Raw genomic sequence first — 14,711 nt, 5'->3', positions numbered from 1 at the left:
CCCTTCAGTCAATCGATCGATCGAATAAAAATACTGAAACTGCGATATCATCATCAATTTTAAAATCGCTGAATAAATGCAGAAACTTCGCCTCGACTAATTCTTCCAATGCTACAGGTGGTTCTTTTGCATATACTGCCTGAATCATGCTAGTTCGTGCACGATGCACCATTTCTTTTCCCTCTGGCGTTCCCGCTATGAACTTTTCAGTGGGAGTCAAATTACCATAGAGAGTAGAGACCACCATATTATCTATAAATATTGTATGAATTCGTTCGGGACCTTTTCCGAATAAGTCTTTTCGTAATTTACGGATGATATCATTAAACTCATGAACTTTTTTCATAGGGCACTTCCTCTTTTCATTTGCAGAATAGTCAAATTATTTTAATGTAGTCATTGTATTATACGCTTTATTACTTTATACTAAATACATAATAGATGGAAATCTAGTATGTGATTGCTAGATGTTCATCAACCTACATGTAATAGTAAGTATGGATTGGTTCTTTAGCAAGTCCTGTTAAGAAACTATTCCACCATAGAAAATACCGTCTTGACGGTTTTTTTATGGTGGATTTTTTTATTTGAGAAGGAGGACGCCTGTATGTCAATTTCAATCAATAATAAGATGTATAATTTCGAACCAGGGTCGACGCTTATTCAAATCATCAATGCAAATAAGATTGAGCACCCTCAAATATGTTATTTGCCGGAAGTCGACCCGATACAAACGTGTGATACGTGCATCGTCGAAGTGAATGGCCAATTAACACGTGCTTGTTCAACACAAGCCGTCGACGGCATGGATGTCAAATTAGCGTCTCCGCGTGCAAAGGAAGCGCAGACGGAAGCAATGGATCGGATATTAGAAAATCATTTACTATATTGTACGGTTTGCGATAACAATAATGGAAACTGTAAAGTACATAATACCGTGGCACTTTTGGAAGTGGAAGAACAAAAATATCCCTACGAACCGAAATGTTCAAAAGATGCGGTGGATTTCACACATCCGTTCTATCGTTACGATCCAAATCAATGTATTGCATGCGGACAGTGCGTGGAAGTATGTCAAAACTTACAAGTAAATGAGACGCTTTCAATCGACTGGGAACGGGATCGTCCGATTGTTCTATGGGATGGCGGTGCGAAGATTAATGATTCTTCTTGCGTAGGCTGCGGTCATTGTATTACGGTTTGTCCATGCAATGCCTTGATGGAAAAAACGATGCTAGGTGAAGCTGGATTTATGACGAAGATGAGTGACGAATTGATGGAGCCTATGGTTGATTTGATTAAGGATGTAGAACCAGGTTATAGCAGTATCATGGCGATTTCCGATGTTGAATCCGCGATGAGAGAATCCACAATCAATAAAACCAAAACAGTCTGCACATTTTGTGGAGTAGGTTGTTCTTTCGAAGTCTGGACGAAAGATCGTACGATATTAAAAATTCAACCGGTTTCCGAGGCACCTGTCAACCAGATTTCTACTTGTGTCAAAGGGAAGTTCGGTTGGGATTTCGTGAACAGTGAAGAACGAATTACAACGCCTCTTATTCGTAAAGGTGACGATTTTGTTGAAGCATCATGGCAAGAAGCGTTAGACCTAGTCGCGAAAAATCTAGGTCAAATCCGTGACGAGCATGGCAAAGATGGAATTGGTGTCATCTCCTCATCCAAAATTACCAATGAAGAGAACTATGTCATTCAAAAATTTGCTCGACAAGTGTTCGGTACAAATAACGTGGACAATTGTTCCCGCTACTGTCAGTCACCTGCGACAGATGGGTTATTCCGTACTGTTGGAATGGGTGGTGACGCTGGAACGATTAAAGATATTGCTGAAGCAGGATTGGTCATCATTGTAGGTGCCAATCCCGCAGAAGGTCATCCCGTTCTCGCGACGCGTGTAAAGCGCGCACATAAGCTACACGGTCAAAAGTTAATCGTAGCTGATCTCAGAAAGCATGAAATGGCTGAACGTGCAGATATCTTTATGACACCACAACAAGGAACCGATCAAGTATGGCTTATGGCAGTGACCAAATACTTAATCGACCAAGGTTGGCATGATCAGCAGTTTATTGAGGAGAATGTCCTTCATTTTGATGACTTTAATGAAGTATTGAAACGCTATACACTCGAATATGCAGAACAAGTAACAGGTGTTTCAAAAGAAGTATTGATTCAAACAGCTGAAATGATTCGTGATGCGGATGGTACATGTATCTTATGGGGAATGGGAGTTACACAAAATACAGGAGGTTCAGACACTTCAGCTGTCATATCCAATTTATTACTGGCATCAGGAAATTACCGCCGTCCAGGCGCTGGTGCTTATCCGTTACGTGGTCATAACAACGTACAAGGTGCATGCGATATGGGAAGTTTGCCGGGGTGGTTACCTGGCTATCAGCATATTACAGACAATGCCGCACGCGAAAAATTTGAGCGCGCTTATGGTGTAGAGATAGAGGGTAAGCCGGGGCTTGATAATATTCAAATGCTTCATTCGATTGATGATGGGGTTATGAAGGGTATGTATATTGTAGGGGAAGATATGGCACTAGTGGACTCGAATGCAAACTATGTACATGATGTACTGTCGAAGCTCGATTTCCTAGTTGTCCAAGATATTTTCTTCTCACGTACAGCACAATACGCAGACGTCATTTTACCTGCAGTGCCTTCACTTGAAAAAGATGGTACATTTACAAATACAGAACGTCGTGTTCAACGACTTTATAAGGCATTACCGAATAAAGGTGACTCCCGCCAAGATTGGTGGATCATCCAAGAAGTTGCAAATCGCTTAGGCGCTAATTGGAATTACACACACCCAGGGGACATCTTTGCTGAGATGGCAAGTTTGAGTCCTATTTTCAAAGAAGCTTCTTACGACATGTTGGAAGGTTGGGGTAGTTTCCTTTGGGGAAGTCTAGAAGGGATTAGTACACCACTTCTTTATACGGACGGCTTTAATTTCCCAGATAAGAAAGCGCGCTTTGCATTATCGGATTGGGTTGAACCAGTAAAATTCCCTGCAGAGTTTGATCTTCATATCAATAATGGTCGTATGCTTGAACATTTCCATGAAGGAAATATGACGAATAAATCAGATGGTATTCAAGAGAAAGTCCCCAATATATTTGTAGAGATTTCTCCTGAATTAGCAAAAGAACGTGGTGTAGTCACAGGTACTTATGTAAGACTCATTTCTCCATATGGTGCATTGAAATTACCCGCACTTGTCACGGACAGAGTACGAAAAAATGAATTATTCTTACCGATGAACTCAGTAGAGAAGCAATCGGCGATCAACTTCTTAACAGGGCCTGCTACAGATGAGCGCACGAATACACCGGCTTACAAGCAGACAAAGGTTCGCATGGAAGTACTTGAGAAGCAAGGGGGTAATCCGCTACCTAAGAGTAACCACCGTGATAAGAAACGTCATCCGCAAAACGGTGTAGAAGTGGAGCGGAAATGGAATCGACCGGGATATGTCCAATTAACAGATCAATAATTAGTGAGGTGAAGATCAATGGCGGCACCCATAACTTCTATTAAAAGAACAGAACGATCCGAACTGGAAATACAGCAAGATAAGTTGGATGAACTGCAGAAAAAAATTGCTGAACAGGAAGAGTCTTTGCAGAAAATTATGGAGATCACGGGTGAATTGAATAAGATTGGTGCGTTAGACGCACTACAAGCAATGCTTCATTCAAAGGAAAAGATTACGGGCATAGCGTTAGACCAAGTATCAAGAGAACCTGTTACAAACATGCTCAATAATTTAATGGCGGGTGCGGGAATTCTAACGGCATTAGATCCAGCTACAATTCAGCAACTCTCAAAAAGTGTTCAAAACGGATTGTCTGAAGCCGAGCAAGCAAATGAAGAAGGTCAGAAAACAGGTGTTTTACAACTGATGAAATCCATTCACGATCCTGATATCAATCGGGCGTTAACATTCGGTATGAACTTCCTAAAAGGGATGGGCAGAGGTTTAGAAAAACCAGTGGAATAAGATTTTTGCGAAAAGCGTCACTTTGCTTCATACTGTATTAGAAGAGTTCACCCGATCCCTGGCCATTCTGGCTGGGGAACTTATTCTTTCAGTAACATTATTTGTAGGAGATGAAAACATGTCAGCCCAAAGTAAAATTGCAACACATTTAGAAGAACAATCAACAGCACAGAAAAACATCGGAAGACTGCTTATACAATGCCCCGATAAACCAGGAATTGTATCCGCAGTCTCAACATTTTTGCTGCAATACGAAGCCAATATCGTAGAATCTAGCCAATACTCAACGGATCCGGAGGGTGGCACGTTCTATCTACGTATCGCCTTCCATTTAGACAATTTATTGGATAAAAAAGAAGAAATAGAAGAGGATTTCAAGTACATTGCGCAACAACATGAGATGGACTATCGCTTTTCATACGCAGTGGAACTAAAGCGGACGGCCATTTTCGTTTCCAAAGAACCGTATTGTTTAATGGAATTACTATGGGAATGGCAGAATGGTGATTTAAATACTGATATCGTTGTAGTGATCAGTAACCATGAAGATGCGCGCGGAATGGTTGAAGCGCTTGGTATACCTTTCCATTACATCCCAGCGAACAAGGACATACGTCAAGATGTAGAGAGACAGCAAGTGAAGTTAATGGAAGAATACGACGTAGATGTACTCGTGTTAGCACGCTATATGCAAATACTTACACCTGAATTCGTCCGTCACTTCCCGAATCAGATTATCAATATCCATCATTCCTTCTTACCAGCCTTCATCGGTGCACGTCCTTATGAAAGAGCATTTGGACGTGGTGTAAAACTAATTGGGGCAACGTCACATTATGTAACGAATGACTTAGATGAAGGTCCAATCATTGAACAAGATATCGAGCGTGTGGATCACCGGGACGATATTGTTCAATTGAAGAAGATTGGCCGCACTATCGAACGACGTGTTCTTGCACGTGCAGTAAAGTGGCATCTTGAAGATCGAGTAATTGTAGAGAACAATAAAACCATTGTCTTTCATTAAGAGACACGAAACCGCCACTCGAATGAGTGGCGGTTTCTTTTAATGTATAGGTGATTTGAAGGTCGCTCCATGCGTTTCATGTGTATTCATGATGGTCAGAAAAGCATTAGGGTCTATATCAGTAGTAATTTGTTTAAGCTTGGAAATTTCTAGCCTTGTCACGACTACATAGATTACGTCTTTTTCATTGTCTGTATAGCCGCCGCGACCGTGCAACATGGTAATGCTGCGGCCAAGTCGCAGACGAATCGCCTCCTTAAGCTCATGGTATTCATCGGAAATAATAAAGACAGCCTTGGTTTCGTCTAAGCCTTGGATCACAATGTCGATCGCTTTTGAAGCGATATAGTATGTAATGATCGAGTACATCGCTTTTTCTGGTCCGAGTACAAAGCCTGCCCATCCAAAGATGAAGAGGTTGAAGAACATCACGAATTCCCCAACACTGTAGGGGATTTTTTTTGTAAGTAAAATGCCGAGAATCTCCGTTCCGTCAAGCGCCCCGCCATTCCGTATGATGGTTCCGACACCTGCCCCTAGCAACAATCCTCCAAAGACTGTAGCTAACAGTGAGTCTGTTACAAATGGACCTAGAGTTTTAAGTGGGAATTCCACAATGGCAAGCAAAGCAATCGAATAGGAAGAGGAGAAGAAGAAGTTCTTGCCGATATGTTTATACCCGAAAAATAAGAAAGGCAAGTTTAAGATCAAAATCAAAATCCCAAAAGGTACTCCAGAGATGAAATTCAATATGAGTGCGATCCCGATGATGCCACCGTCAATTACGGAGTTAGGGATTAAAAATAAATCTAACGCAACTGCTGTAATTACGACACCAATTGAGATGAATAAGTAGCGTCTAAGTATATGTCCTACAGTTTCCTTTTTATGTTGTTTGCTCATAAAACTCCCCTTTTACAAACATGTTTATTCTATCTTAACGGAATTTTAAAAAAGAAAGTAGTGGCAATATAAGCTTTTCAATTTTTCTTCCAATGTACGTGATGAATCTTTTACACTTCATGAACATAAGATAATACATCATAGCCTAATTGGAGGAGATATGTTGGATATCATTCGTCAGTTGCATAATTATCGCAAAGAAGAAAATCAGTTGAAGTGGGAAGGTACATTTTTGGAATATCTGGAATTAATAAAAGAACGGAAAGAAGTTGCACAGACCGCTCATTCTCGTATTTATGAAATGATAAAAAGTGCAGGAATTGAAAAAAGAGACGGCAAGAAAATTTATAATTTCTTTGATGAAGAGTTATTTGGTCTGGAAGAGTCTATCGAACGTTTAGTAGAAGAATATTTTCATCCAGCAGCAAAGCGTTTGGATGTAAAGAAGCGAGTATTGTTATTGATGGGACCTGTAAGTGGTGGTAAATCTACTATCGTGACGATGTTAAAACGTGGGCTAGAAGCCTATTCTCGAACGGATGAAGGAGCGGTTTATGCCATCAAGGGGTGTCCAATGCATGAAGACCCTTTACATTTGATTCCGGAAACTTTAAGGAAGTCATTCTTTGAAGAGTATGGTATACGAATTGAAGGCAGTTTATCACCTCTAAATCAATTGCGACTGGAAGAAGAATTTGAAGGTAAAATTGAAAATGTACTAGTGGAACGCATTCTGTTCTCGGAAGATCGCCGTGTTGGGATTGGAACATTTACACCATCCGATCCGAAGTCACAAGACATTGCTGATTTAACCGGAAGTATAGACTTCTCCACAATTGCTGAATATGGTTCAGAGTCAGATCCACGTGCATACCGATTTGATGGGGAATTGAATAAAGCGAATCGTGGCATGATGGAATTCCAAGAGATGTTGAAGCTCGATGAAAAGTTTCTTTGGCACTTATTATCCTTAACACAAGAAGGGAATTTTAAAGCAGGAAGATTTGCGCTGATTAGTGCAGATGAACTAATCGTTGCCCATACAAATGAAACGGAATATCGTTCATTTATTAGTAATAAAAAGAACGAAGCACTTCATTCAAGATTGATCGTCATTCCAGTTCCATACAATCTGAAAGTAAGTGCAGAAGAAAAGATTTATGAAAAAATGATTCGTGACAGTGATATGGCTCACGTCCACATTGCGCCGCATGCATTGCGAGTGGCTGCTATTTTTTCTGTTTTGACACGTTTGAAAGCGTCGAAAAAACAAGGCATCGATCGATTAAAGAAATTGCGCCTGTATGATGGACAGAATGTTGAAGGGTTTAACGATGCAGATGCGGAAGAACTGAAGAACGAATTTATAGATGAAGGTATGGACGGAATCGATCCACGCTACGTCATCAATCGTATTTCTTCAGCGATTATCCGAAAAGAAGTCCCAAGTATCAATGCACTAGACGTATTACGTGCGTTAAAAGACGGCTTCGATCAACACGCCTCCATTTCAAGTGAGGACCGTGACACGTATATGAATTATATTTCAATGGCGCGTAAAGAGTATGACGAAATCGCGAAAAAAGAAGTTCAGAAAGCTTTTGTTTATTCTTATGAAGAGTCTGCAAAAACTTTAATGGATAATTACTTGGATAACGTCGAAGCATACTGCAATAAAAATAAACTACGCGACACGCTGACGGGAGAGGAAATTAACCCTGATGAAAAGTTGATGCGTTCGTTAGAAGAGCAGATAGGAATTTCGGAAAATGCGAAAAAGGCATTCCGTGAAGAAATCCTTATTCGTATCTCCGCATACGCTAGAAAACACCAGCGCTTTGACTACCGTTCCCATGACCGCTTGCGTGAAGCAATTCAGAAAAAATTATTCACCGATCTAAAGGACGTCGTGAAGATTACTACAACATCTACTACACCCGACGAGACACAATTGAAGAAGATGAATGAAGTCGTAGCGCGCCTAGTAGACGAACATGGCTACAATTCCGTCTCCGCAAACGATCTTCTGCGTTACGTTGGAAGTTTGTTAAATCGGTAAGCCGAATAGGAAATATGAATAGAATTAATGTCTACGTTGGGGTTGCAACTACAGCTTGAAAAGCTTGCCGCTCGGCGTAATGACTTAAACTAGTCATCATAGGTAGTGTGTATTTTTGTTGTGACTATACTTATTTCACGTCATGTCTAAGTTTAAGTCGGAAAACGAACACAAGCCTAGCTTTAATACACATCAATAAATTATTACTCAAATCCACTGCCTAAGACTAATTCTAGCTAGTGAATCTTGAATTCAGAGACCTCAATACACGAGGTCTCTTTTTAGTTTTGTTGCCGTTTTGTAAATATTCAATCAGCTGCCGCATATGATAAGGAAACAAATTGTTCGAGAGATAGGCGGGGATACGAGTGGAAGAAAACCAGAAAAGTCGATTCGTTGTCACTGAAGAAAATTGGTCTCTCCATCGCAAAGGCCACCAAGATCAGCAACGCCACCTAGATAAAATAAATGAAGTACTAAAAAGTAACTTACCTGACTTAATCAGTGAAGAGAATATTATACTATCAAATGGAAAAGACATGGTCAAAATACCAATTCGCTCATTAGATGAATTTAAAATTCGCTACAACCACGACAAGTCCAAGCATGTTGGCCAAGGTGATGGCGACAGTGCGGTAGGGGACGTAGTGGCGCAAGGAGAAAAGAAAGCACAGCCAGGTGAAGGAAAAGAAGCGGGTGATCAACCAGGGCAAGATATCTATGAAACAGAGGTCTCGATAGAAGAGTTGGAAGAGATGTTCTTTAAAGAATTGGAGCTACCGGACTTAGAGCAGAAAGAACAATCGGTAACAACGCTTGAAGACATTGATTTCACAGACATTCGTAAAAAAGGATTAATCGGTAATATTGATAAAAAACGGACATTGTTATCTGCCATTAAACGTAATGCGATAAATGGGAAAGCTGAGGTCGCGCCGATTCTGGAAGACGATCTACGATTTAAAACATGGAATCCCGTAGAGAAACCACAGTCTAAAGCGGTTGTCATCGCCATGATGGACACGAGTGGTTCAATGGGCAAATTTGAGAAATATATGGCACGAAGTTTCTTCTTTTGGATGACGAAGTTTTTACGGACAAAGTATGAGACGGTAGAAATCGAATTCATTGCGCACCATACGGAAGCGAAAGTAGTATCTGAGGAAAATTTCTTCAACAAAGGGGAAAGTGGCGGAACCAGATGTTCATCAGCTTATAGTAAAGCATTGGAAGTTATTAAAGAATTTTATCCACCCACTAGTTATAATATCTATCCTGTCCACTTTTCGGACGGGGAAAATATGACAAGTGACAATAAGAAATGTTTGGAACACGTGGATGAATTATTGGCGATATCGAATATGTTTGGTTATGCCGAAGTCAATGAGCATCGTAGAATGTCCACGTTGATGTCCGCGTATAAATCAATTGAACATCCCAAATTCAATTATTATATTTTGCAAAAAAACCGCGATGTCTACTTTGCGCTCAAGAAGTTCTTCGAAAAGCGAACGGAGGGATTACGCTGACTGATCAACAGGCATTATATTATGCAATTGATGAGATCACGGAGATTGCCAGTGGATTTGGACTCGACTTTTATCCGATGAGGTATGAGATTTGTCCAGCAGATATACTGTATACATTTGGTGCCTATGGAATGCCTACGCGTTTTACACATTGGAGTTTTGGTAAGCAGTTCCATAAGATGAAATTGCAATATGATATCGGATTAAGCAAGATATATGAGCTCGTTATCAATTCAAATCCGTGTTACGCATTTTTATTGAATACAAATAGTTTAATTCAAAATAAATTAATCATTGCGCATGTATTGGCGCATTGTGATTTCTTCAAAAATAATACCTATTTTTCAAAAACACGTAAAGACATGGTTGAAAGCATGGCAGCTACAGCCGAACGAATTGCGGACTATGAAGTACGCTACGGTAAGAAATGTGTGGAAACATTTCTTGACGCGGTATTAGCCATTCAAGAACATGTGGATCCAAGTATGATGCGAGACATCATTCCGTCATCTTTTATTGACCAACAACCCCGAAGAAGCGCATATGAAGATTTATGGGACCTTGATCAACGGAAAATTCCCGGACAACAAGCGATTGAAATGCACAAAAAGAATCCGAAAGAACCAGAAAAAGACATCCTATTATTTATTCTTGAAAACAGTCGTAATCTAACGGAATGGCAAGCGGACATTCTGACGATGTTACGCGAAGAGATGCTTTATTTTTGGCCACAGTTGGAAACGAAAATCATGAATGAAGGGTGGGCATCTTATTGGCATCAAACGATTCTTCGACAAATGGATTTAACGCCTTCAGAGACAATTGAGTTCGCAAAACTTAATGCTAGTGTTCTGCAGCCTTCCAAGACTTCAATTAATCCATATTACCTCGGCGTCAAAATATATGAAGATATAGAGAAACGGTACGATATACTAGCTAAAGAAGCTATTTCACGTGGTGAAGAGATGGTGACGGGACGTGAAAAAATATTTGAAGCGCGTGAAATTGAAAATGACACATCCTTCATTCGAAATTATTTGACCGATGACCTGATCAAACAAGAAGATCTGTACGTGTTCCAAAAGCAGGAAGACCAATACAAAATCTCTGATAAACAGACCGACGCTGTTCGGAATCAACTAATTGGACAGAGAGTGAACGGTGGCTTTCCTTATATAGTAGTAGACGATGGAGATTATATGCGAAATGGGGAATTGTATCTTGTTCACCGCTATGAAGACACTGAACTTGATCTCCCGTACTTGGAACATGTTTTACCGCATATTCATCAACTGTGGGGACGTATCGTGCATATCGAAACAATACTTGAGAACAAACCTTTGGTCTTTTCATACGATGGCCACAAAGTGTTTAGGAGAAGTAAATAACGAAAAAAGAATAGACACAGATTATTCGTAGACTGAAGATAACTCCAGACATATGGAGATTACCTTCAGTTTTTTCATTTTACTACTTTTCATTTCGTGCATCTAATGTTATTTTTATAGTATACTAACTCATTAACGTACTAAAGAATTGAGAAAAGAGGAAAAATAATGAAAAAGACAACCATTGCTTTATTATTTGCAGCATTATTCCTACTGCTGGCTGGATGTTCGGACAAGTCTTCTGAGGGGGGCAAATCACCCGCGGATGCAGATAACAAAGAAACGAAAGAAATTATCATCGGTGTAGATGACAAATTTGCACCTATGGGATTCCGTGACGATAAAAATAATTTAGTAGGTTTCGATATTGACATGGCAACAGCAGCGGCTGAGCATATGGGCGCTACTGCAAAATTCCAGCCTATTGACTGGAAAACGAAGGAAACAGAACTTAGCAGTGGAAGAATCGATTTAATTTGGAACGGCTATACCATCACAAAAGAACGTCAAGAAAAAGTATTATTCACGAAGCCTTATTTGGATAATAATCAAGTTGTTGTGACGTTAGTAGATTCTGATGTGAAAACAATTGAAGACCTAGATGGAAAAACTGTAGGTGTCCAAGCATTATCATCTGCCGGACCAGCATTAGAAAGTCACCCAATCCACGAAAAAATAAAAAACATCACAGAATTTGCAGACAATGTTCTAGCGTTAACAGATTTGAAAACAGGTCGTCTAGATGCAGTAGTACTTGATGAAGTCGTCATTGATTACTATATGACAACAGAAGAAGGGGTCTTTACGAAACTTGACGGATCATTGGCAGTGGAAGAATATGGCGTTGGAGTGAAGAAAGGCAATGAAGAATTGCTTGAAAATCTTCAAAAAGCATTGGATACGATGAATGAAGATGGTACTTCAGCTGAAATCTCCACAGAATGGTTCGGAGAAGACAAAGTTCTTCGTTGAGTTGTAGAATAAGTTATGTCAACGGAAGTTGCATTTGCGACTTCCGTTGGTATGCGTATTGTAAGAGAAGTACATAAAACCTTGAATGGTTTTTCGGAGGAATTTACTAATGAGTTATGAATATTTTATGTCTATGCTGATTCCTATGTTGGAAGGGGCTAAAGCGACTGTACTATTATTTGTAATAGCGATTGTCTTATCTATTCCACTGGGATTCTTGTTGACACTTGCCGTAAGAAGTAGTATTAAACCAATTTCTTATTTGGCGCAGACTTTTATATACGTCATGCGTGGGACTCCTTTGTTATTACAGCTATTGTTTTTTGTTTTTGGTTTACCACTTCTGCCGGTAATTGGTGAGTACTTAGTTCTTGATCGTTTTGTAGCAGCTACACTAGCGTTCATTTTGAACTATTCAGCCTACTTTGCTGAAATATTCCGAGGTGGTTTGATCTCCATTGATAAAGGGCAATACGAAGCTTCGCAAGTACTTGGATTATCGAAATGGCAAACGACTGTGCGCGTCATCCTACCACAGATGTTTCGTGTAACGCTACCACCTATTGCGAATGAATCGGTATCTTTAGTAAAGGATACGGCGCTATTATATGCGGTAGCGGTTCCAGAACTTCTACACTATGCGCAAACAGTCGTAAACAGAGACTTCACAATCATACCGTTCTTCATTGCGGCTGGGATCTACCTGCTGATTGCATTCGGATTGACTGTAGTCTTCAAGTATTTAGAAAGAAAGCTGCAATACGAATGAGGAGAGGAAATTATGTCTTTCATAGAAGTACGCAACTTACAGAAATCATTCGGTCCATTGGAAGTATTGAAGGATATATCGTTTGATGTTCAAAAAAATGATGTCATGGCAATTATCGGACCTTCGGGTTCTGGAAAGAGTACAATGTTAAGAAGTCTAATTCAATTGGAGCAAGTTGGTGGCGGTAGTATTATCGTGGATGGAGATTACCTAGTTAAAGATGGCATTTACACAAATCCTACCGATAGTAAAATGATCAACTCCAAAATGGGAATGGTATTTCAACAATTTAACCTATTTCCTCATTTAACTGTAAAGCAGAACTTGGAACTAGCACCGAAACTGGTGAAGAAAGAAAAAGCCGAAGATTATGGGCATAGAAGTATCGAATTGCTAGAAAAAGTGGGGTTGGCTTCAAAGGCTGATGAATTACCTTCGAGACTTTCGGGTGGTCAGAAACAACGTGTTGCGATTGCGAGAGCGTTGATGATGAATCCGGATATTTTATTATTCGATGAACCGACTTCCGCTTTAGATCCGCAATTGACGAAAGAAGTATTGGAAGTGATGAGAAATCTTGCGGAAGAGCATATGACGATGATTGTGGTGACGCATGAGATGGAATTCGCAAGCAACGTGGCTAATCATGTGATCTTTATGGACGATGGAAAGATCGTTGAAGCGGGTACTCCAGATGAAGTAATCAAATCACCGAAAGAATTACGTACAAAGAGATTCCTGAATTACGAGTTAAATAAATAACCAAAAATAGTGATGCGAATGGTATAATCGCGTCACTATTTTTTATGTAGATTAATTTGTTTTCCTGCGAGTTATCTTAATATATGGAGAATTATATCAGGTAGTTCATTAACTTTTGAGAATTCACACAAAATATTGAATAATGCATTGACGAATAACATTGTAAAGGGTACGATTACGTATAATTATTATCTTTTCTACATACATCGAAAGGGTAATAGATCATAGTCGAGGGGGATTTACATGAAGAAACATTGGGTGACTTATGCAGCAGCACTATTTAGTATTGTGCTCATTCTCGCTGCGTGTGGTGGAAAAGGGGAGTCATCTGATCCTGTAGCAGATGATAAGAATAATGATAAAGCAAGCACTGAAGAAAAATACATAATTGGTGTGACACAAATTGTTGAACACCCGTCTTTAGATGCGGCGTTTGAAGGGTTTCAAAAGGCAATTGAAGATGCTGGATTGAATGTAGAATTCGATAAGCAAAATGCGCAAAATGATAATAGTTCCAACTCAACCATTGCAAACAACTTGGCAGGCGCAGGCGTCGATTTAATATTTGCTAACTCTACACCAAGTGCACAAGCGGCAGCTAGCGCGACACAAGACATTCCGATTATCTTCACATCAGTTACAGATGCAGTAGCAGCGGAACTTGTTGCATCCAATGAAGAGCCAGGCGGCAATGTTACAGGCACTACTGATAATCATCCTGATGCCATTCCAAACACAATGAAGTTCTTGAAAGAAAACGTGGGTGCAAAAAAAGTAGGAATGATATTTAACTCAGGGGAGCAAAACTCTCGCCTACAAGTGGATCATGTAAAAGGAATTCTTGCAGATATGGATATGGAAGTTGTAGAAGCATCCGTTGCAACTTCAGCAGATGTAAAGCAAGCAGCCGAATCTTTGATTGGTTCAGTAGATTCATTTTATATCATTACGGATAACACTGTAGTATCAGCACTTGAATCAGTCATCTCTGTTGCGAATGACAATAAGATTCCGATGATGGTGGGTGAATTTGATTCTGTGAAACGTGGTGGACTTGGAGCATACGGCTTTGAGTACTACGATATCGGATATGAAGCGGGTGAAATGGCAGTAAAGATTCTAAAAGGTGAAGAAACGCCTGAATCATTACCTGTCCAATTACCACAGAACTTGAAGCTAGTGATGAATGAAGAGACTGCAGACGCAATCGGTTTGAAGATTCAAGATGAGTGGAATGCCGAGATTGCAAAATAAAAAAATAGG

The 14,711-nt window shown here is 39.9% G+C and carries 12 protein-coding genes; 10 read left to right on the top strand and 2 right to left on the bottom strand.

The window, feature by feature from the left end; all coding sequences use genetic code 11:
• Positions 1–4: 4 nt before the first annotated feature.
• Positions 5–346: a Na-translocating system protein MpsC family protein gene (locus CSV75_RS05875; protein ID WP_099631004.1), complete on the bottom strand. Its 342-nt coding sequence runs from the start codon at positions 344–346 to the stop codon at positions 5–7.
• A gap of 261 nt (positions 347–607) precedes the next feature.
• Between CSV75_RS05875 and fdhF the strand changes: the two genes are divergently transcribed.
• The 3 genes from fdhF (at position 608) to purU (ending at position 5,066) form a co-directional block, all read left to right on the top strand.
• On the top strand, positions 608–3,532 hold the full coding sequence (gene fdhF, locus CSV75_RS05870) for a formate dehydrogenase subunit alpha (protein WP_099675084.1): 2,925 nt from the start codon (positions 608–610) through the stop codon (positions 3,530–3,532).
• Between the two features lie 18 nt (positions 3,533–3,550).
• Positions 3,551–4,039, top strand: a complete 489-nt coding sequence (locus CSV75_RS05865; RefSeq protein WP_099675083.1) for a helical membrane plugin domain-containing protein — start codon at positions 3,551–3,553, stop codon at positions 4,037–4,039.
• Positions 4,040–4,157: 118 nt separating this feature from the next.
• A complete protein-coding gene (gene purU / locus CSV75_RS05860; RefSeq protein WP_099675082.1) occupies positions 4,158–5,066 on the top strand; it encodes a formyltetrahydrofolate deformylase in 909 nt (302 codons plus the stop codon).
• A 39-nt stretch (positions 5,067–5,105) separates the two neighbouring features.
• Here the strand turns inward: purU and CSV75_RS05855 are convergent, their stop codons facing one another.
• Complete coding sequence (locus CSV75_RS05855) at positions 5,106–5,969, bottom strand: YitT family protein (RefSeq protein WP_099675081.1); 864 nt, start codon at positions 5,967–5,969, stop codon at positions 5,106–5,108.
• A 160-nt stretch (positions 5,970–6,129) separates the two neighbouring features.
• Between CSV75_RS05855 and CSV75_RS05850 the strand changes: the two genes are divergently transcribed.
• From CSV75_RS05850 to CSV75_RS05820, 7 genes are all read left to right on the top strand, one after another.
• Positions 6,130–8,028 carry a PrkA family serine protein kinase gene (locus CSV75_RS05850; protein ID WP_369825342.1) on the top strand — a complete coding sequence of 633 codons (1,899 nt, stop codon included), beginning with the start codon at positions 6,130–6,132 and terminating at the stop codon, positions 8,026–8,028.
• Positions 8,029–8,396: 368 nt separating this feature from the next.
• Entirely contained in the window at positions 8,397–9,557 is a 1,161-nt protein-coding gene (gene yhbH / locus CSV75_RS05845; protein WP_099631010.1) for a sporulation protein YhbH, read from the top strand.
• Entirely contained in the window at positions 9,554–10,945 is a 1,392-nt protein-coding gene (locus tag CSV75_RS05840; protein WP_099675079.1) for a SpoVR family protein, read from the top strand. Before yhbH ends, CSV75_RS05840 begins: the two co-directional genes overlap by 4 nt.
• Positions 10,946–11,113: 168 nt before the next feature.
• Complete coding sequence (locus CSV75_RS05835) at positions 11,114–11,917, top strand: amino acid ABC transporter substrate-binding protein (protein WP_099675078.1); 804 nt, start codon at positions 11,114–11,116, stop codon at positions 11,915–11,917.
• A 109-nt stretch (positions 11,918–12,026) separates the two neighbouring features.
• Positions 12,027–12,686, top strand: a complete 660-nt coding sequence (locus tag CSV75_RS05830; protein WP_099672021.1) for an amino acid ABC transporter permease — start codon at positions 12,027–12,029, stop codon at positions 12,684–12,686.
• Between the two features lie 12 nt (positions 12,687–12,698).
• Positions 12,699–13,448, top strand: coding sequence for an amino acid ABC transporter ATP-binding protein (locus tag CSV75_RS05825; RefSeq protein WP_099675077.1), 750 nt, complete (start codon positions 12,699–12,701; stop codon positions 13,446–13,448).
• Positions 13,449–13,691: 243 nt separating this feature from the next.
• Complete coding sequence (locus tag CSV75_RS05820) at positions 13,692–14,702, top strand: ABC transporter substrate-binding protein (protein ID WP_099675076.1); 1,011 nt, start codon at positions 13,692–13,694, stop codon at positions 14,700–14,702.
• The last annotated feature ends 9 nt before the right edge of the window (positions 14,703–14,711 follow it).

Origin of the sequence: Sporosarcina sp. P18a (assembly GCF_002743135.1) — a bacterium.
Classification (GTDB): domain Bacteria; phylum Bacillota; class Bacilli; order Bacillales_A; family Planococcaceae; genus Sporosarcina.
The sequence above is the reverse complement of the archived record's forward strand: the minus strand, read 5'-3'. Positions and strand labels throughout refer to the sequence as shown.